16 protein-coding genes are annotated in these 20,604 nt (G+C 55.9%); 4 read left to right on the top strand and 12 right to left on the bottom strand.

What is annotated here, in order from left to right; all coding sequences use genetic code 11:
- Positions 1-131: 131 nt before the first annotated feature.
- Positions 132-1,448 (bottom strand): aspartate aminotransferase family protein, encoded by a 1,317-nt coding sequence (locus tag IF205_RS11035; RefSeq protein WP_259779421.1) that lies wholly within the window; start codon positions 1,446-1,448, stop codon positions 132-134.
- Between the two features lie 323 nt (positions 1,449-1,771).
- Between IF205_RS11035 and IF205_RS11030 the strand changes: the two genes are divergently transcribed.
- A complete protein-coding gene (locus tag IF205_RS11030) occupies positions 1,772-2,545 on the top strand; it encodes a HalD/BesD family halogenase (RefSeq protein WP_259779420.1) in 774 nt (257 codons plus the stop codon).
- Between the two features lie 21 nt (positions 2,546-2,566).
- On the top strand, positions 2,567-3,268 hold the full coding sequence (locus tag IF205_RS11025) for a 4'-phosphopantetheinyl transferase family protein (protein WP_259779419.1): 702 nt from the start codon (positions 2,567-2,569) through the stop codon (positions 3,266-3,268).
- A 360-nt stretch (positions 3,269-3,628) separates the two neighbouring features.
- Here IF205_RS11025 and IF205_RS11020 read toward each other — a convergent pair whose 3' ends face one another.
- The 3 genes from IF205_RS11020 to IF205_RS11010 form a co-directional block, all read right to left on the bottom strand.
- Positions 3,629-5,626: an ABC transporter permease gene (locus IF205_RS11020; RefSeq protein ID WP_259779418.1), complete on the bottom strand. Its 1,998-nt coding sequence runs from the start codon at positions 5,624-5,626 to the stop codon at positions 3,629-3,631.
- Positions 5,623-6,657 (bottom strand): quaternary amine ABC transporter ATP-binding protein, encoded by a 1,035-nt coding sequence (locus tag IF205_RS11015; RefSeq protein ID WP_259779417.1) that lies wholly within the window; start codon positions 6,655-6,657, stop codon positions 5,623-5,625. Before IF205_RS11015 ends, IF205_RS11020 begins: the two co-directional genes overlap by 4 nt.
- 68 nt (positions 6,658-6,725) lie before the next feature.
- Complete coding sequence (locus IF205_RS11010) at positions 6,726-7,691, bottom strand: ABC transporter substrate-binding protein (RefSeq protein ID WP_259779416.1); 966 nt, start codon at positions 7,689-7,691, stop codon at positions 6,726-6,728.
- Between the two features lie 248 nt (positions 7,692-7,939).
- On the opposite strand from IF205_RS11010, the gene IF205_RS11005 reads away from it, so the two are divergent.
- Positions 7,940-8,701, top strand: a complete 762-nt coding sequence (locus tag IF205_RS11005; RefSeq protein ID WP_259779415.1) for a DeoR/GlpR family DNA-binding transcription regulator — start codon at positions 7,940-7,942, stop codon at positions 8,699-8,701.
- Positions 8,702-8,703: 2 nt separating this feature from the next.
- Here the strand turns inward: IF205_RS11005 and IF205_RS11000 are convergent, their stop codons facing one another.
- The 3 genes from IF205_RS11000 to IF205_RS10990 form a co-directional block, all read right to left on the bottom strand.
- Positions 8,704-9,768: a GlxA family transcriptional regulator gene (locus IF205_RS11000; RefSeq protein ID WP_259779414.1), complete on the bottom strand. Its 1,065-nt coding sequence runs from the start codon at positions 9,766-9,768 to the stop codon at positions 8,704-8,706.
- 78 nt (positions 9,769-9,846) lie between these two features.
- The gene (locus IF205_RS10995) at positions 9,847-12,309 is read right to left on the bottom strand and encodes a GcvT family protein (protein ID WP_259779413.1); all 2,463 of its coding nucleotides are present in this window, start codon (positions 12,307-12,309) and stop codon (positions 9,847-9,849) included.
- A gap of 11 nt (positions 12,310-12,320) precedes the next feature.
- Positions 12,321-13,196 (bottom strand): choline/ethanolamine kinase family protein, encoded by an 876-nt coding sequence (locus IF205_RS10990; RefSeq protein ID WP_259779412.1) that lies wholly within the window; start codon positions 13,194-13,196, stop codon positions 12,321-12,323.
- Positions 13,197-13,417: 221 nt separating this feature from the next.
- Between IF205_RS10990 and IF205_RS10985 the strand changes: the two genes are divergently transcribed.
- Complete coding sequence (locus IF205_RS10985; protein ID WP_259779411.1) at positions 13,418-14,230, top strand: inositol monophosphatase family protein; 813 nt, start codon at positions 13,418-13,420, stop codon at positions 14,228-14,230.
- Positions 14,231-14,308: 78 nt separating this feature from the next.
- On the opposite strand, the gene IF205_RS10980 is transcribed toward IF205_RS10985, so the two are convergent.
- The 5 genes from IF205_RS10980 to IF205_RS10960 form a co-directional block, all read right to left on the bottom strand.
- Complete coding sequence (locus IF205_RS10980; protein WP_259779410.1) at positions 14,309-16,114, bottom strand: ABC transporter ATP-binding protein; 1,806 nt, start codon at positions 16,112-16,114, stop codon at positions 14,309-14,311.
- 80 nt (positions 16,115-16,194) lie between these two features.
- Entirely contained in the window at positions 16,195-17,139 is a 945-nt protein-coding gene (locus IF205_RS10975) for an acetamidase/formamidase family protein (RefSeq protein ID WP_259779409.1), read from the bottom strand.
- A 2-nt stretch (positions 17,140-17,141) separates the two neighbouring features.
- Entirely contained in the window at positions 17,142-18,767 is a 1,626-nt protein-coding gene (locus IF205_RS10970; RefSeq protein WP_259779408.1) for an ABC transporter substrate-binding protein, read from the bottom strand.
- Positions 18,768-18,834: 67 nt separating this feature from the next.
- Positions 18,835-19,755 carry an ABC transporter permease gene (locus tag IF205_RS10965; protein WP_259779407.1) on the bottom strand — a complete coding sequence of 307 codons (921 nt, stop codon included), beginning with the start codon at positions 19,753-19,755 and terminating at the stop codon, positions 18,835-18,837.
- Positions 19,755-20,603, bottom strand: a complete 849-nt coding sequence (locus tag IF205_RS10960) for an ABC transporter permease (protein ID WP_259783268.1) — start codon at positions 20,601-20,603, stop codon at positions 19,755-19,757. The genes IF205_RS10965 and IF205_RS10960 overlap by 1 nt, the downstream gene beginning before the upstream one ends.
- Position 20,604: the final 1 nt, after the last annotated feature.

Genomic DNA, 20,604 nt, shown 5'->3' with positions numbered 1-20,604 from the left:
TCATATCTACCCTTAAGTGAGCCGGGCCGAACAACAGTGCGCAGGCCCAAATACTCCAAACTCTCTGAAAACCCGGGCCGCGTTGTTCGCGACTTCCCTTGATTATGGAAAAAGGCGGCAACAGCGGAAATTCAAGCGCCGCCCGACATAAGTTCGTAGAGCACTTCAACCCCGGCAGACGCAGCCCCTTCAACCTGTTCCATCGTATGGGCCGAACTGAAAAAGATCGGCTCCTCGATTGTCGGCGGGAACAGATAGCCGCGTTCAGCCATTTTAAGATGGAACATTGAGAAAAGTTTATTGTCTTGCTTCAGTACATCAGAGAAGGAGCGAAGTTCGTCACAGCCTTCCACAAAAATATAGGACGCGAGTGCACCAAAATTCTTAATGGAGAAGCCTATATTTTCTCGCTGGAAACCTTCCCGGGTGAGCTCGGCAAACCGGCTACTTAATCGGGAGAGATCATCATAGAATCCGCTTTCGGAAAGCACATCCAATGTCGCCACGCCAGCAGCCATCGTAAGTGGATTCCCGGCAAATGTGCCCCCCTGGAAAACACCGCCATTGTGCCCAACTTCACTCATTATGTGTTCCGGACCGCAATAGGCCCCGATCGCAAGGCCGCCGCCGATAATCTTGCCAAATGTAATGAGGTCCGGCTGTATGCCCAACAGCTTGGAAACGCTGCCGAACGTGAACCGGAAACCGGTTACCACCTCATCAAAGATCAGCAAAATATTATGGTCGTCGCACAGGTTGCGCAATGTGCTGAGAAATTCCTTACTGGGTAAAACCAACCCCATATTTGTCGCGACCGGCTCCAGGATAACCGCCGCCAGCCTTTCTGCATTTTGCGTAATGGTTTCAGTCGCCATATCAACGTCGTTATAGTCCGACACCAATGTGCATTGGCTAACGGCGTGCTGAATGCCGTCCGCAACGTGGCTATTCTTGTTTCTGACACTGCTTTTGGACGCCTGCGTCAGGGCAGTATCGGAATGCCCATGATAGCCACCTTTGAATTTCAAGATAGCAGGCTTCCCCGTATGCGCCCTGGCAACCCGCATTGCGGTCATCACAGCCTCGGTGCCACTACAGGTGAACCGAATCTTGTCCACGCCGTCGCAAGCATCGACAATCCGGCGGGCCAGTTCCACCTCAAGCGCGTTATTCATACCGTAAACGGTGCCACGCTGGATCTGCTCACGCAAAGCTTCGTTCACGGGTTCCGGGCTATGTCCTAAAATGCATGGCCCAAGCCCCATCACAAAGTCCACGTAACGGTTACCGTCAACGTCTTCAAGGATTGCTCCTTTCGCCTTATGAGCAACAAGTGGAGGCATTTGAACATCACCGAACAGGCGTCCGGGCGAGTTGACCCCCAAAGGCATGTAGTTCTTGCCCTGTTCGAAACATTCACTGGATTTGTCAAATGTCAGAGAACTCATCCTAACCTCAATCATTTGTAGAATTTTTATTGTCGGCGCAAAGAGCCGGAACCCCACATTTGCGCCCCTTTCCGGGCGCTATCATCCGTGGCTTTTTAAACGACACACCCCCTGAAGAAGGGGCACCAAGGCCACGTAACACCTACAATTTCACGACAACCCCAGTCACGTCTCCCCCTTCCGTTAAAATAACGTATAATTGTATAATTAGTTATGGTTTCTACTAAAACATGTTGACTAACAAAACAAGCTTTTCTAAGTGAGGTTGTAAATTTAGTTACAAACTAAATCAAATCAGTGAAATCTAAAAAGGGTTGGATGGAATGGATCCACAAAAAAAAGCGGAAAAAGTCGCTCAACTGGACGAAGCATTTGAAGCTTTTCTGCAAGTAAAGGGCGAGGATTCGATTCAAGCCTGGAAAGACCAATTTTCCACCGAAGGCATCGTCAACATCCACGGCATTCTGACGGATGAGTTATGGGATCTCCTCGTCCAGGAAAGCCGTGAGATGGTCAGCGAATTTGGTGTTGAACGGGACATCCAGGTATCCCAGACAGATAATTCACCCCGTAAGATGACAACCGTTGCAAATTCGCATCTTCGAAATGGCAACGGTATCATCCCGGCCATTTACGATTCCAAGGTACTACAACGACTTCTCGGCGAAATTGCCGGGGAACCTGTGCTGGAATGTCCCGCCGTCGAAGAACAACTGGCAATATCCCTGCTCACAGAACCCGGACACACACACGGCTGGCATTGGGATGACTACAGCTTCGGAATGGTCTGGCTCATTGAAAGCCCAAGACCGGAAGATGGGGGGTTCACCCAATGCATACCGAACACCAAATGGAACAAGGATGAACCGCGCGTTCATCAGACCATGATCGACAACCCCATAAGGTCGTATGCATTTGAGGCTGGTGGCTTCTATTTTTTCCGTTCTGGGACGACAATGCACCGTGTCTATCCGCTTCAGAGGAAAACACGACGGCTCATCGTGAATATGGACTGGGCCAGTAAAGCCGACCTCAGCAGGGATATCTCTTTAGAGACGACAGACAGCATCTACGTGGAAAAAGCTGCTGCTGATTAGAACAGGAAGTACATTGTCGTAATGAACAACAACCTGCAGCCCTTTCCTTGGCCGTCGCTGCCCGATGCCGTCAAATGCAAGGCAATCCGGTTCAACATACAAGACCTGCTCGCCCAATCACCGGGCGTGGCTTTGCCTGCGGCACTGACGAAGGCCGTCCCGAAGCGCCGGGCGGAGTTTCTCGCCGGGCGGTTATGCGCAAAGGAAGCACTGCGTAACCTTTTGGACGAGGAGTTTGACATTCCGATTGCAACGGACCGGTCCCCTGTTTGGCCAGCGGGGACCATAGGCAGCATCAGCCATACCTCCGACATTGCTGTGGCAATGGTGGCTTCCGACCGTGAGTATTGGGGATTGGGGGTGGATTGCGAAGCAGTCCTCGACCGGAAGGAAGCGTCAGAACTCGCCCACATGATCCTGGCCCCCGAAGAACCTGCCGCCGCTCCAGCCCGGTTGTCGCTGGCACAATTCATAACCCTGGCCTTCTCGGCGAAAGAAGCACTTTACAAGGCTGTCTACAAAGTGTTCGGCCCAACGATCGGCTTTCATGACGCAACCATCTCGGCAATCGGTCAAAATCAATTGACGCTATGTCTGACCGCCCTGTCACCGACTGGAAACGCTTCGACCTATCCGATTGATGTAAAATACAAATTTGAAGAAAATCATGTTCTAACCTGGCTCACAATTGATCATGGTCACCCGGTTGCAGCCCCACTTTAAAGCCTCAGAACCGGCCTAATTCTTCGGCCAACCAATCCAACAGCTTCTGTATTTCCTCACGCCCGGATGTTGCGGCCTGCCTGAACACCGAAAGTTCGGAGGGCCGCTGGACGACTTCCTTGCAGGGACGGATCAACGCCCCCTTCTGAAATCATATGCTCGACGGTGCGTCGCCACCCGAGAGCCACGGTCTTGCCGCGGCACCCGTAGCGACCGATAATAAACACCGGAAAGCGGGAGTACAGACTCAAGACGGAAACATACCAACAGAAAGACCCCATTCTATTGAATGAGGCCTTTCTCACGCCACTCACAGAGCCCGTATGGCAACTGTCCAAACCGCCGGGCAGCAACTTACTTTCAGGCCAGCCCCAATCGGCGCTTGGCGTTTTTTGCACCTGCACTGATGAGCCGGTCGGCAACAATGGCAATGAATGCGATTGACAGACCAGCCACAACACCACGCCCGGTATCGGCCTTGGTAAGGGCGATATACACTTCCTGCCCGAGGTCCCTTGTTCCCACCAGGGCGGTAATCACCAGCATCGACAGCGCCAGCATGATGGTCTGATTGATCCCCAGCATGATTTCGGGAACCGCCAGCGGCAGCTTCACCTTCCAGAGAAGCTGCCATCTGGTGCAGCCGGATACGGTTCCCGCCTCAATCAGGGATGGCTCAATCATCTGTATACCGTGCATCGTATAACGAACGGCCGGAGCCAGCGCATAGAGCACCACGGCAATCATGGCCGAAAAATCACCAACCCGGAACAACATCACAACGGGGATCAGATAAACGAAACTGGGCAGCGTCTGTAATGTATCAATTGCAGCAAGAACAACCTTGCTCGCGCGTTCATTCTCGGCAGCAAAAATGCCGAGGGGAATGCCGATCAGGCCTGCAAGGATGACTGAGACACCGCAGAGATAAACCGTAATCATCGCCTTGGTCCATTGCCCCGTCGTCAAGACAAACAGGCAAAGGCCGCCAACCAAAAAGGCAAGACGAATACCGCCCAGGCGATAGCCCGCAATAACGACCATAAGACAGACCCAGGGCCAGGGCAGCCCCAGAAGAAATCTCTTCACCGGCACCAGGAAATGGATCAGCATAAAGGTCTTGAATGCTTCCAGCTCCGTGAAGAAATGGACGTTTATATATTCGACCAGCCTCTCCCAGAAACCTGCCATTGTCAGTTGCCAGGCCTCCGGGAAATGACGGACGAATTCCGATACCAGCGCCAATAGGACCGCCGCCACGATAACGACGAGACAAATCAGACTGTGGGGATAGCGCTTCCAGAGCGACGGTTCGACTTCACTTGCCGATGACCTCTGATGCAGCGCAAGGGCATGGCTGAGGCGGTCGAGAGCAATCGCCAGCACGACGATCGCAAGACCCGCCTCCAACCCGCCACCGATATCCAACCGGCGCAGCGATGCCAAAACATCAAAACCCAGCCCGCCGGCACCGATCATCGAGGCAATGATCACCATATTCAGCGACAGCATGATCACCTGGTTCACCCCGACCATAAGGCTGGGGGCGGCACTGGGGATCAGAACCTTCCACATCATCTGGCGGCGCGTACAACCCGCCATCAGGCCGAAGTCGCGGATCTCATGCGGAACTGCTCGCAAGGCCAGCACCGTGACCCGCACCATGGGCGGCGCAGCATAGATGATCGTCGCAATCATCGCGGAGACGGGACCAAAGCCGAACAGGAAGAGGATCGGCACCAGATAGGCGAAAACCGGAACGGTCTGCATCAGGTCGAGAACGGGCGACAAAATGCGTTCTACCCATGGCCAGCGATAGGCCATCGTCCCCAGCAAGACCCCGCTTGCCACACCGAACGGTACGGAAATGATGATCGACGACAATGTCACCATCGAACTTTCCCACTGTCCGAACAGCGCGAGATAGGCAAAACATCCGCCAACCAGGATAGCCAGCGCCCAGTTACGTGCGTAATGCCCCAGAGCGACCACCACCGCGATCACTGCAATCCAGCTCAATGCAGGTAAAAGCGGCCCGCCCTCAACGCTTTGCACAAAGCCCGATGACAGCAGGCCCGTCGCAAACTCCAAAGGAAGATGAAGCAGCCAAGCGATGGCGCGGGTGAATTCCTTGAAGGTGAACAGACCGAAAGTCGCATCCTCCACAAGCCAGGCCATGGCCTGGCTGATCACATTTTTCAGCGGCAGATACCAGGCCCTCGGGTATTTCATCATCCAACCCGCGTCGAGAGCCTTGGTCCAGCCTTTCGCGTAAGAGGCTAAAACGAGGGAAAGAAGAAAAGAACTTCCCCACAACAGGAAGGCGGGATTTTTAAACCGGTCAACAAGCTGCTTCACCGCACACCCTCCCGACCGACGAGAATATCCATGACGCGTTGGCGACCAATACTACCGATCGACCGGCCTTCGTCGTCGTGAACCAGAAAAGGTTTTTCCGAAGCTTCGATCCGGGCCGCGATATCGGCAATCAGGTCCGACTGCCGTACAACGCCGGCACAGTCCTCCAGGGCCATGACACCATTCATCACGGAACCGACCGAAAGAACCTTTGCACGAGGGACATGCTGGGTGAATTCACGGACATAATCCGTGGCGGGGTTCATAACCAGTTGTTCCGGCGAACCAACCTGCACAACCTCGCCGTCCTTCATGATCGCGATTTTATCGGCAAGCCGGATGGCCTCCTCGAAATCATGCGTGATGAAAACGATTGTCTTATGCAGGACATTCTGCAGACGCAGGAATTCGTCCTGCATCTCGCGCCGGATCAGTGGATCAAGGGCGCTGAAAGGTTCGTCAAGGAACCAAAGCTCCGGCTCGACAGCCAGAGAACGCGCAATCCCGACGCGCTGCTGCTGACCACCGGAGAGTTCGCGGGGATAGTTGGCCTCACGGCCTTTCAATCCCACGAGTTCGATGACCTCATAGGCGCGCGCCTCCCGCTCTTTCCTGGAGACGCCCCGAACTTCCAGGGGAAAGGCGACGTTGCCAAGAACGGTCCGATGCGGCAGCAACGCGAATTGCTGGAACACCATCCCCATCTTGTGACGTCTGATTTCGATCATCTCCTGTTCACTTGCCCGCAGAAGGTCCTGCCCATCAAACAGAACCTGCCCGGACGTCGGCTCAATCAGCCTGGAAAGCAACCGGACAAGTGTGGACTTGCCCGATCCGGAAAGCCCCATGATGACGAAAATCTCGCCACTTCTGATTTCGATATTCACGTCCTTGACCGCCCCGACGAGGCCCGCCTGGGCAATCATCTCCGGCGAGGGCGCGCCGCCGTGTTCCTGAAGGAACCGGGCACCGTCCGCGCCAAAGAGTTTCCATACATTCTTACATTCGAGCTTGATTGAAGCCTGTTTCATCACGCCGACATCCAGTACTGAATTTATACGGGAGGCCGGTCTTCCGGCCTCCCAACCATCTACAGAACTTATTCAACCCAGAGCTTCCAAACGCCCTCATTGGCAGTGATCCAGTCCTGGACCACATCGTCGACCTTCCTGCCCTCCAGATCGACGTCGATAATCATCTGGGACATCTCGTCGTTGGTCAGATGGAAATTCTTGATTGCCTTGTAAGCCCCCGGCCATTTGTCCTTCACACCGGACCATGCGACTTTCCAGATCGGCCCGGACGGCTTGCCGCAATCATAGGCCATGTCGGGATTGCTGCCCCAGGACGGGTCGTTGTAGCAATCAGCCGCGTATTTCGGGAATTTGATCCATTCGCCGTCGAATTTGGCCGGTGCCCAATGCGGGGCATAGACCCAGAGCAGGATCGGCGCCTTACGCTGATAAGCCGATTCCAGTTCCGCAAACAAAGCGGCATCCGTGCCTGCATGAACCACGTCATAATCCAGGTCCAGCGCCTCGACACGTTCGTCGTCAAACCCGCCCCAGGTCACCGGTGCACCGAGATAGCGGCCCCGCGGTGCGGTTTCCGGCGTTGAGAAGATTTCCGCACAATCGTTTAGCGCCTTCCAGTCGGGAAGCCCCGGGCATTGTTCCTTCATATATTCCGGGAACCACCATTCCTCGATGGCCTGCATGCCAGTCGGGCCCATGTTTTCTACCTTGCCCGTCCCGGTCGCTTCGTCCATTGCCTCACGGCCGGTCGTTTCCCAAATCTCCATGGCAACGTCGAGGTCGCCGGTTTTCAGACCCGCAAATTGGGCGATATAGTCCGCCTGCACGTAATCAACATAGTAGCCGCTCTTCTTCAGGACCTCGCCCATGATCTTGGTTGTGATCAGTTGGCCTGTCCAATCGTGCAGCGTCATTTTAATCGGGTCACTGGACTCTGCATTGGCGGCACTGCCACCAACCAATACGCCCCCTGCGAGGGTCAGTGCCCCCAGCCAGCGGGACCAGCCGCTTGTCATTTTCAACATCATCATTTCTCCCAGATTGTTCAGCGTTTTTCTGGAAGTTTGCCCTCTGATTCAACATATAGTCAACAAATTATGTCGATTTATGTTGAAAATAGTCGTATTCATGTAATGTTGTGACGCTACAGGGAATAACCCGAACAGGAAATAAATGGCTCCAATCAAGCGCTTTGCCCTGCTATATCAATGACGTTCGAGTGACAGCGCCTGCGACCTGACAAAAGAAGAAATGCTAAAGTCCAATTGCGGAGAAAAATATGTTTTCGTCCAAACGAGAGTCCGAGATCCTGAACATTGTGCGGATGCACGGCTCCATCAGCGTAATCGACCTCGCACGGGAATTAGGCGTTTCCGACCAGACCATCCGTCGTTGCGTTAAACCGCTTTCCGACAGGGGGCTGGTGGAAAAAGTGCACGGCGCCATCGTTATTCCGGACCAGTTCATGGAACCGCCGATCCACCGCCGCATGTCGGAGCAAAAGGACGAAAAGCAGCGCATCGCACGAATGGCCGCATCGCTCATCAATGACGGGGCATCGATCATGATCGATTCCGGTTCGACCACCAGCTATGTCGCGCAGGCCTTGCTGGAGAAGAACAACCTCACCATTGTCACGAATTCAACACCGATTGCGAGCCTGCTGGCCGCGAAGAACGGCAACCGCGTCTATATGGCCGGAACCGAGCTTCGCAATCATGACGCTGCCGCCTTTGGCGCCGATGCGATCAGGGTTTTCCAGCAATTCAATGTCCAGCACGCCATCCTATCGGTGGCGGCGCTGCATCATGAGAAAGGTTTTCTCGTGCAGCAGCATTTTGAAGCCGAAATCGCCAGCATCCTGGTAAACCGGGCAGATCATGTCATCGTCGCGGCCGACCATACAAAGTTCGAACGCAAATCGCTGGTGAATATCTGCGAACCGACGGATGTGGACACCCTGGTCACCGACAAGGCAATGCCTGCAAAATTGGAAAAGTCTCTGACCCGTTGGGGAATCGAAACTTTCATTGCTGACTAACACTATAAGGAAGCCGAACTGCCGCTTTCAATTGTCCGGATCATCGGCGGCTGGCGCTTTCCGGATAACCGCGCCTCGCGTGGGCTCATGCCGAATAGCAGCTTGAAGCGCGACGAGAAATGCGAGTTGGAGGAAAATCCGCTGGCAAAGGCAACCTGGGTAATGCTCATCGGCGTACTCAACACCAGGTCACGGCCCCGCCACAGGCGTAACTCCTGACGATAGGCCATGGGGGATTTCCCCAGGAAACGCCGGAACAGGCGTTCCAACTGCCGACGGGAACTACCGACCAGATCGGCCAGTTCATCCGACGTCAATTCCTCTTCCAGATTATCCTGAATGATCGCCATGGCCCGCTTCAGCTTCCGGCTGGCACTGTTCACCCCCTGCTCAAACGGCAGACGCTGTGGTTCGTGCCCCGCCCGCCGCCTGTCCTGATTGAAATGATTGAGGCAAATATCGGCAACATCACCCCCCATATCGGTCGCGATCATTTCCAAAACAAGGTCCAGCCCGGCCACGCCACCGGCACAGGTAAAGCGATCGCGATCAATTTCAAACAGGCTGTTTTCAATAGACAGATGCGGGAAAGCTTCGGTCAGATAATGGCGATACCGCAGGTTGGCCGTCACGGAATACCCGTCCAGCAACCCCATTTGCGCCATTGCCACGACACCGTAATCGACAGCCCCGATCATCCAACCCTGAGACCGGCAATGATAGAGCCAGGACTTGAGCCGCTCGGCAAGCGGCTCCTGCAGGTCCTCCCCGCCGATGATAACAACCGCATCCACTTCCGCCAGGTCGTCCAGACTGCAGTCAACAGCCTGCCGGATGCCACTATTGGTGGGCACAGCCCGCCCATCCAGGGACACTAACCAGTTCCGATGGCGTTCCACCGCGACATAGGAATGGGCCCATTGCAGGGGTTCCCACATCGCCTGCAAAGACAGGCTCGAGAACCCCGGCAGCAAAACAAAGGCGTATCGGCGTAAATTGGACCTGCCTGCGGCAGACGGTCTTTCAAGCGGGCTGCCGGGTGTGGTTGTCTTTGCTTTTCTATCCATCAGCATAAAAACCTCCCTTTCCCCCCGATTGACGCTGCCGCCAGCAGAAGTCCATGTATTCCTGCGCCGTCACCAGGATCAGCACTTAACCCGTTTCATCGCCGGGTCATAAAGCGGCTTCAGATGCAAGTCAGCCTTTACGGTTTCCGTCGCAACTTCCAGTTCGTAAGTGCCGGATTCCAGATAGGCCCTGTCGACGCCGTCCTTGTTACGGACATAGCCATAGCCGATGGACTTACCGATAGTGTAGCCAAACCCGGCGGAGGTCAGCCAACCAACCCGCTCCCCATCGCGATAGATGGTTTCACGGCCCAGCAACACGATATCGGGGTCCTCGACAGTGAAACATACCAACTGCTTTGCGACACCATTTTGCTTTTGCTCCTGAACGGCCTTCCGCCCCTTGAAATCGATGTCGGTCTTGAGCTTTACCGCCCAGGCCATCCCGGCTTCGACTGGTGTGTGGTCCGGCCCGATATCGGAACTCCAGGCCCTGTACCCCTTTTCCAGACGGCAGGATTCGATGGCGCGATAACCAGCGTTGCGAATGCCGAATTCCGCACCGGCCTCCATCAGCCCTTCATAGACGCTGACGGCATATTCAGTCGGCAGGTGAAGCTCCCACCCCAATTCCCCCACATAGGTCAGTCGCAGGGCCCGTACCGGCGCACCGGCCACGCCGATCTCCCGCATCACGCCAAAGGGGAAAGCCTTGTCCGACACATCATCCGGTGTGATTTTGGCAAGAACCGCACGCGCCTTCGGCCCCATCAGGGAAAGCACTGAATATCCTGAAGTCACGTCCACAAGCTGTGCGTTACAACCTTCGGGAATGTTGCGCGATATCCAGTCGAAGTCATGGGTGGCATAGCCCGTGCCCGTGACGATATAGAATTGGTCCCTGGCAACCCGCACTACAGTCAGATCACATTCGATACCACCGGCATCGTTCAGCATCTGGGTATATGTCACGGCCCCCACTGGCTTGGATACGTCATTGGCACAGATCCAGTTTAGCGCACGTTCCGAATCCGGTCCGACCATCAGGAATTTTGCAAAGGACGACTGGTCGAACAGCGTTACAGCCTCACGTGTTGCATGATGTTCCTGGCCAACGGCCTCAAACCAGTTCTGGCGGCCATAGCTGTAAACGTCTTCGGCCTTCTGCCCACTGGCGAGATCGGCAAACCAGTTAGGCCGTTCCCACCCCAGTTTTTCACCAAAACAGGCGCCGTTTTCCTTCAGGCGGTCATAAAGAGGGGAGCGACGCCCCGGGCGGCCGCTTTTATGCTCCTCATGGGGCCAGGCGATGGTGTAATGCTTGCCATAAGCCTCCAACGTTCTTTTGCGGACCCAGTCGGTGTCGAAATGCCGGCTGCCGAAACGGCGGATATCAACGGGCCAGACGTCAAAGGGCGGCTCTCCCTTGGCGACCCATTCGGCAAGAACCATCCCCGCCCCGCCGCCTGACGCGATACCAAAGGCGTTGAAACCGGCCCCGACGAAGAAGTTCCGTAATTCCGGAGCCTCCCCCAGGATGAAGTTGCCATCCGGCGTAAAGCTTTCCGGGCCGTTGATCAGCTGTTTGATACCAGCCGTCTCCAACGCCGGGACGCGGCCAAGGGACAGCTCCATCAACTGCTCGAAATGATCGAAATTGGAGCCAAGCAGCGTATAGTGGAACCCTTTCGGGATGCCATCCATGGCCCAGGGAATGGGGTTCGGCTCATAGCCACCCATGACCAGTCCGCCCACTTCTTCCTTATAGTAGGTCAGCCGGTCAGGATCGCGCAGGGTCGGCAGATTGGGCATCACACCATCAATGGGTTCGGTCACCATATACTGGTGTTCAACGGGCACCAGCGGCACATTCACGCCGACCGATTTGGCGAAATCCCGGGTCCACTGCCCGGCACAGCAGACCACCTTCTCACATTCGATGCGGCCTTTGTCGGTTACAACGGCCGTGATCGCGCCGTCATCATCCATTTCCACGGACAGAACCTTGGTGTCTTCCATGATTGTCGCGCCATTCATGCGCGCGCCCTTGGCCAGCGCCTGCGTGATATCAGACGGATTGGCCTGTCCGTCGGTCGGCAGGAAGGCAGCCCCGATTACGTCGTCCACCTGCATCAGGGGCCAAAGCTCCTGTGCTTCCTTGGGGGTCAAAAGCTGCATGTCCAACCCGAAGGAATGTGCGGTCGTTGCCTGGCGCTTCACCTCTGTCCAGCGTTGCTCATTGCAGGCCAGACGCAGACCGCCATTCATCTTCCAGCCCGTCCCCAGACCGGTTTCCTCTTCCAACCTGTTATAAAGATCCACGGAATAACCCAGAAGCTGGGTGATATTCGCATTTGAGCGCAACTGCCCGACAAGCCCCGCCGCATGGAAGGTCGTGCCGGAGGTCAACTTCTTGCGTTCCAGCAGGACCGTATCCGTCCACCCCATTTTTGCCAGGTGATAGGCAACGGAGCATCCGATGATCCCCCCTCCAATGATCACTACTTTGGCAGAATTAGGCAGAGATTTTCCGTTGTCCATCCTCGGGGTCCTCACATATCAAGAAAGGCGGAAACCGCACTTTCATAGTTTTTCAAATTCGTATCGGTATAGGTCGCGTAGTCGAAATCGATTTCGGAATGCAGTTCCGACACCATGCTCCACATGGTTTCACGCAAGAGAGAGGCGCATTTCATTGCCGCATAGCGATGGCGCAGATCGTCGGTCACGGGCTTGTCGAAATAGGCCTCCAGCAACCATTCCTCTTGTCCGGGGGACAGACCGGCATTCGACGCCAGACCGCCAAGATCAAAAAGCGGACTGTTGAAACCGCCATAGTCCCAGTCAATCAGCCAGAGGCGATCACCGTCATCCAGGAAATTGGCGGGCAACAAGTCGTTATGACCGTAAACAAGATCAATTGCCCCAACGGCCTTTTCCAGTTTCTCCGCCATCTCCATCAATTGGGGCACATCGGCCGCACGCCGTCCCTGCCCCTCAACAATGGTCGAGGCGTAATTGCGCAAGACGTGGAACACCCAGAAAATCAGTGCTGGGCCCTTCAGATATTTAGGCATATCCCGGTGGCATTTCCGGATAACCGGCAGAATCTTTTCCAGTGTCTGCTGACGCCGTATGTCCACCGCATCGTAGGTTTTGCCCTCAATGAAACGCAAAACCAGCGCACCTTCGGTCGCATAGACGACTTCCGGAGAAATTCCCGCTTCGAACGCGGCTTCGCTTGCCGCACGTTCATTGAACCGCATCACCTGATGCAGCGGGATGTCGCCCCCAACCCGGACCACAAATTTCTGTCCGGCATCCTCCACCACGAAATTCACATTGGTGATGCCACCATCCAGGGGCTTTGGATCAATGGGCCCCGTCCAAAAGGGCAAAGTTGAAACAAACTGATAGTTGTCGGTCATGCGTAAGGCTCCGGCACCGCCTGTGTCTCAATTTCTCCCTCAAGATTTCTCTCAATTCGACATTCTGTCAACACTATTTATCATTTTTTGTCGCTTTATGTTGATTTTTGTTGATTTATTATCGAACAAAACAAACACTATCCACGCGGCAAATGGCCCAACCGGACCAGCCGTTCCATACAGGAAACAAGCCCTGAGTTATTTGAAGAGGAATGAGCGAAATGACAGCCACCACCGCCACCTTCATTCCAGATGAACATTTGCTGAATGTCGCGCAGATCGCGGCAAATAATGCCACGGAGGTCGCCCTTCACTTTTTCAACAACAGCCTGCAGGTCAACTACAAGGCAGACGAATCCCCGGTTACCGTTGCCGATTGGGAAGTGGAAAATATCCTTCGGGATGTCATTTTGGAGCATTTCCCCGACCACGGAATATTCGCAGAGGAAAGCGGTTCTTCAAACCTGAAGCAGGATATCGTCTGGACGATAGACCCGATAGACGGCACCAAATCCTTCATAACCGGCATGCCGCTTTTCGGCACCCTCATCAGCGCCTTGCGCGACGGTGTCCCGACTGTCGGCCTCATCCATATGCCCGCCCTCGACAAAACCTTCACCGGGATAAGGGGCGGACAGGCCCATCATAAAGGACAGGTCATCAGAACCCGGCAATGCCCGACCCTGGACCAGGCAATCTGCTTTATCGGTGAGGGTGACAAGATGCTGGCGCAAAACCTGGGTCTATACGAAAACCTGACACGGTCGACCCGGCTCACCCGTTTTGGCTATGACTGTTATTCCTATGCCCAACTGGCCTGTGGCAAGATCGACATTGTGATTGAACAGGGTCTCCACCCCTATGACTTCTGCGCTCTTGTTCCCGTCATCGAGGCGGCGGGCGGCGTCATCACTGACTGGCAGGGCTCCCCGCTCAGTCTCGATTCCGGAGGTGAAGTCCTGGCCTGTGGAGACCCGCAACTCCACGCGCAGGCCCTGAAGCTGATCGAGCGTTATCAGTGCGACCGTCAGTGAAGGTGCGTCAGCAACGGAAAGTATGAAGCCCGCAGCTTGATGCTACGGGCTTCATACCGAAATCGTTGATCGGCTTGGTCAGACTGCGGCTTCCACTGCGGTCCGTGCCACGAAATGCTGGGTGGCAACCGAGATCAGGTCGGCATATTCCGGCTGATAGTCCAGGTCATGAACCGGACTTGGCACTTCGCCGCTGATCCGGCTGAAATGCTCCCGCCGTTTCTTTGGATCGGGAATCGGCACCGCCGACATCAGTTTTTTCGTGTATGGATGCTGCGGGTTTTCAAACACCGCACGGCGCGGCCCGATCTCGACAATCTGGCCCATATACATGACAGCCACACGGTGACTGATCTGTTCGACGACAGCCATGTCATGCGAAATAAACAAATAGGAAATGCCGCTTTCCGCCTGCAGTTCACCCAACAGGTCCAGCACCTGCGCCTGGACGGAAACATCAAGGGCCGACACGGATTCATCAGCAATGATCACCTTGGGGGAAAGGCTCAAGGCACGCGCAATACAGACGCGCTGGCGTTGCCCCCCGGAAAATTCATGGGGATGGCGCCTGGCGGAATCCGCGGGCAAACCGACCCGTTTGAACAGATATTCCACACGGTCTTCCAGCTCCTGTCCCGTTGCCAAGCCATGAATGACCATTGGTTCGGCAACCAGTTCACCAACAGTCATGCGCGGGTCAAGCGAGGCATAAGGGTCCTGAAAGATCATTTGCAGATCACGGCGCAACGCCCGCGTCTGCTTATGTGATCTGGCATTTACCTTTTGACCGTCAACTACAATCTCCCCCTGCCAGGGCAGCAACTGCATGAGCGCCCGACCCGTGGTCGACTTGCCACAGCCACTTTCACCAACGATGGAAAGCGTTTCGCCGGGGAAGATATCAAAACTGACCTTCTCCACCGCATGAACGCGTTTTTGTACGCGTTGAAGCAATCCGCCGTGGATATCAAAGCGTACGGTCAGGTCGCGGACCGAAATCAACGGGTCCACCGCGCTGGTATCCAGCGCCTGTCCCTTGGTGCTTGCCGGACCGTCGCTGCCCGTCATGGCCCCCAGCCGAGGGACCGCGGCGAGAAGATCCTGTGTGTACGCATCCTGCGGGGCTTCGAAAAGATCGTGAACCGCCCCGCTATCCACAACCTTACCCTGATTCATAACGATCACACGGTCGGCCATTTCTGCAACCACGCCCATGTCATGGGTAATCAGGATAATCGCGGTCCCGGTTTCACGTTGCAGGTCACGCATCAGGCCCAGAATCTGTGCCTGGATCGTTACATCGAGGGCCGTAGTCGGCTCGTCAGCAATCAACACATCCGGATTGCAGGCCAGGGCCATGGCAATCATCACGCGCTGGCGCATACCGCCGGACAATTCATGCGGAAATTGCTTCAGGCGTTTTTCCGGTTCGGAAATACGAACCTGTTTCAAGACTTCAAGTGCCCGCGCCTGTACCTTTGCTTTCGAGGTCGGGTTGTGTGTCCAAATCGCCTCCCCCAACTGGCGGCCGATCGTCAGGACGGGGTTAAGCGATGTCATCGGCTCCTGAAAGATCATGGCGACCTTGTTGCCGCGCACGTCACGCATCTGGCGCTCCGACAGTTCAAGCAAATTCGTGCCGTTGAGCAGGATTTTGCCTCCTGCAACCTTTGCCATCGGCTGGGGCAGCAATCCCATGATCGACAACGACGTCATGGACTTGCCGCTGCCGGACTCCCCTGCGATACACAGGGTTTCTCCACGGTGAAGGTCCAGGGTCAGGCCGTCGACCACGGTTTTCGGCCCCGCGGGCGTGGCAACCTGTGTTACCAGGTCTCTTATTTCCAGGATCTTTTCCGGCTTGGCCGAACGCTTATCGCTCATACTGACATCCTTTGCGGAAATCTCTTCTTATGGGCCTATCGGGGCAGGACTGGCTCACCGTCCGGCCCCGGCAAGTCCGGTCACTCAAAAACGACGCGCGGGAAATAGAAGGACACCACCCAGTTGGGTTGGTCGACAATTTCACTGATACGCAGGTCGCCGCAGACGGAACACAGCATATAGGCATCCACCGCCGCCATGCCCTGCGTCTTGCCCAGCCAGTCAACCATGCGCCGCACCGCATCACGGGCCGCAACCATCAGGTCATCGGCGATACCCGTCGTCACCTCATAGCCCATCCGGTCCAGATGGTTGGTCACGGGTCCGGGCGTGGTGAACCGCGGCGTCTCAAGCTGGGCATTCTTGACCAGATCAAGTGTCACGGTGGCGTTCATCGGGCTTTCAATCGCCGTCCCGCATACCTCGCCATCCCCCTGGGCGGCATGGGTATCGCCAATCGAGAACAATGCACCGGCCACTTCGACCGGCAGGTAAAGGGTCGTCCCGGCAGCCAGGTCACGAATGTCGAGATTGCCGCCAATCCGGCGCGGAGGCACCACCGAATGGGTCCCCGGTTCCGCCGGGGCAAGACCGATGGTTCCCGCAAAGGGTTTCAGCGGAACCTTGCCATATTTTAAAAAAAGCGACGGCGCCATCGTATCCGGATCATATTTCCAGATATGCATCGCAGGCTCTTCGAACTGGTCGGCCAGCAGGCCAAAGCCCGGAATATTCGCCGTCCAGCCAAAGCCCGAGGGCTTGAAGCCTTCGATGGTGATTTTCACGGCATCGCCGGGTTTTGCGCCATCAATGAAAATCGGCCCCGTCACCGGGTTGATCTTACCGAAATCCAATTTGGCAATATCATCAGCCGTGCTGTCGAAATCAAGCTGCCCGCCGGCACTGTCGATACATTCGAATTCAAGGGTCGTGCCGGGCGCAACGGTCTCGACGGGCGGGATCGAATGATCCCACCCGTGATGATGATGCGCAGCATGGATTGTGTAATCCGCAGATTTGCACATGTTTATTTCACCGAAATATAGTCATAATGAACAGGGATATGCACCGGATCGACCAGAAGCTCGTCCGGGGCATCAATACGCGGCGAGCGGATGGTGTAACGCTGTTCGTTGAACACCGGCACCCAAGGCGCATCACCCATGATTTTGGTAAAGATGTCACGCCACATCGCAATGCGTTCGTCCGCCTGCGCCGGGTCTGCCATGGCATCGGACTTGGCCGCTTCTGCATCCAGGTCCTTATTGCAATACCACGACCAGTTCCAGCCACCCGGCACCGCACCACCGCAACCCAGGATCGGGCCGTAGAAGTTTGACGGATCGGGATAATCCGCAATCCAGGCCATGCCACCCGACCAGATCATCGGTGCCTGGTCCGCCTCGCCGCCTGCGGCGATGACATTGGCCTGTGCCAGCGACTTTATATCCACTTTCATACCGATTGCAGACAGGTCCTGCTGGATCGCCTGTGCGATGCGCGGCTGCGGGTCGGTATTGGCAACGAAAAGCGTAGTTTCAACGCCGTCGCCATAGCCTGCTTCCGTCATCAGCGCCTTGGCCTTTTCCGGGTCGAAGGGATAGCCCTTATAGTCGGAATTATAGCCCGGCATCAGCGGCGGCAGCGGCTGGTTCGCCGGTTTGGCCCGACCATTGATAACACGGACAATGCGATCCTTGTTCACGGCCATATTGACGGCCTTACGAACCTTCAGGTTATCGAACGGCGGGATCTTTGTATTGAGGGTGATATAGCCGGTGTGAAGCTGTTCACCGGAAACAACCAGATCCTTGTATTCCGGGTCTTTCATGACTTCGAGGAATTTTGCCGGCGGGATGCCGTCCCCGGCAATATCAACCTCGCCGCGCTGCAGGCGCAACAGGGCCACCACAGGCTCCTGACCTACCTCGAACACAATGCTGTCGAGTTTGGGGATACCCGCATGGTAGTAGTCCGGGTTCGCCTTGAAGACCAGACGCTGCCCCAGGGTCCATTCGTCCAGCATGAAGGCACCGGTACCGACCGGGTGCTTGCCGAAGTCCTGGCCCCATTTCTCAACCGCTTCCTTCGGCACCACATGCGCAAAGTTCAGCGCCATTTTATGCAGGAAGGCCGCATCCGGCTGATTGAGGGAAATTTTTACGGTATAGTCACCAACGGCCTCAACCCCGGCCAGGCTGTCAGTAGAACCACTGGAAACAGCGTCATAGCCTTTGATGGTTTCAAAGAAACCGGCACCCGGGCTCTGCGTTTTCGGGTTCACAACACGGTCGAGCGAGTATTTGACATCCGATGCCTTCAACTCGCGCCCGTTGTGGAACTTCACGCCCTTGCGCAAATTGAAGGTATAGGTCAGCCCGTCGTCGGACACGCTGTAGTCCTCAGCCAGATCAGGGACCAGTTCCGTGGTGCCCGGCTTATAGTCCATCAGGCCGTCAAACAGGCTTTTGATCATGGACCAGTTCTGCCAGTCATAACCAATTGCCGGGTCCAGGGTGGACACGTCATCCTTATAGGTAACGGTCACACTGCCGGCAGCATGGGCGGCAGAGGTTGGAATGGCGGCCCCCGTCACGGTGGTCCCCGCGATCAATGCGGCAAGCGCCACCCCTTTCAACAGTTTTCTATACATGTCTCGAAGTCTCCCAGAATGATTGAGTTTTCATGGATTACCTTCTGAATTGCTGCGTCTTGTTTCGTCAGCGCAGCTTGATGCGCGGATCGATAAAAGGTGCAATCAGATCCGCTAATAGATTTCCCAGCACGATGGCGCAGGCCGAAACCAGGGTCACACCCATGATGATCGGGATATCGACCCGCTGGATCGCCTGCCAGGCGAGTTGACCGATACCCGGCCAGCCGAAGACGGATTCGACCACCACAATGCCGCTCATGAACATGCCGATATCAATCCCGATCATCGCAATGATCGGCAGCAGGGCATTGGGAAAGGCATGGATGAAAAAGATACGGACACGGCCCAGCCCCTTGGCGCGAGCGGTGCGCACATAATCCTGCCGCAACACATCCAGCATGGAGGAGCGCATCATGCGCGAATACCAGCCCGCCCCGAGGAATCCCATGGACACGGACGGCAGAACGAGATGGGCAAAGGTGCCGTACCCCCCGATGGGGAACCATCCGAGAACCACCGCAAACAGATACAACATCAGGATGCCGACCACGAATTGCGGGGCGGAAACACCGACAAAGGACGCCACCATCAGCCCGCGATCCAGCGGTGTGTTCCGCTTCAACGCCCCGACCGCCCCTGCCGTCAGCCCGAAGAGAAGCTCACAGAAGATCGCCCCCGCCATCAACAAAAGGGTTGCAGGCAGACGGGCAACAATCAGTTCCCCTACCTCGGTCTTCTGCAAATAGGAGCGACCGAAATCACCCTGCAGAAGATTGCCAAGATAGCGGAGATATTGCTCGTAAAACGGCAGGTTCAGGCCCAGTTGAGCACGAATATTGGCAACCGTCTCCACCGTGGCGCTGCGCCCCGCAATCTGACGCGCCGGGTCGGCGGGCAGAAGGAATAGCAAGGCATAAGTGATAACGCTGACACCCAGCAGGATCAGAGCCGCCTGAATAAGACGCCGGAGAATATAGGCAATCATCAGTGACGCCCCTTCTGTGTCGGATCGAGGATATCCCGCAGCGCATCCCCCACCAGGTTAAAGGCCAGGGCCAGCAGGATGATTGCGATGCCGGGGAAAAACACCAGCCACGGGGCGGAGGTGAAATAGGTCTGGTTCTCGAAGATGATATTGCCCCAACTTGGTGTCGGCGGCTGTACACCCACACCCAGGTAGGACAGCGTCGCCTCCAACAGTACGGTGGTGGCGATACCAAGCGTCGCCCAGACCACCATGGTTGAGAGGAGATGGGGCAGCATATGTTTGAACAGGATACGGAACCGTCCCGCGCCGATCCCCCATTCAGCCTCGATAAACTCACGCTCCGCCAGCGACCGCGTTTCGGTATAGATCACACGGGCCACCTGGACCCAGTTGACCATGGCGATCACCATGGCGACGATCCACAGGCTGGGCTTGAAAATCGCGGCCAGGACAATTGCCAGAAGAAGCGCCGGAAACGCCATCATCAGATCGGTTGTCCGCATCAGGATTGTTCCGATCCAGCCCCGGAAAAATCCTGCGACGACGCCAACCATGGCCCCGATCAGCACCGCCGAACCATTGGCGACCACACCAATAATCAGCGACGTCTGCGCCCCATAGATCAGACGGGACAGCAGGTCGCGCCCCAACAGGTCTGTCCCCAGCCAGAACTGTGCGCTGGGCGGGATCGGCGCCCCTTCAATCGTCAGCCCGTCAAACATCTGGTTTTGCGGATCATATGGTGCGATCAATGGCGCAAGGAGGGCGGCACCGGCGATGATCACAATGAGGATCAATCCCACAAGCGCGAGTTTCCTTTTGGCCAGTTCGGCAAGAACAAGCATG

Origin of the sequence: Aestuariispira ectoiniformans, assembly GCF_025136295.1 — a bacterium.
Classification (GTDB): Bacteria; Pseudomonadota; Alphaproteobacteria; order UBA8366; family Aestuariispiraceae; genus Aestuariispira_A; species Aestuariispira_A ectoiniformans.
The sequence above is the reverse complement of the archived record's forward strand: the minus strand, read 5'-3'. Positions and strand labels throughout refer to the sequence as shown.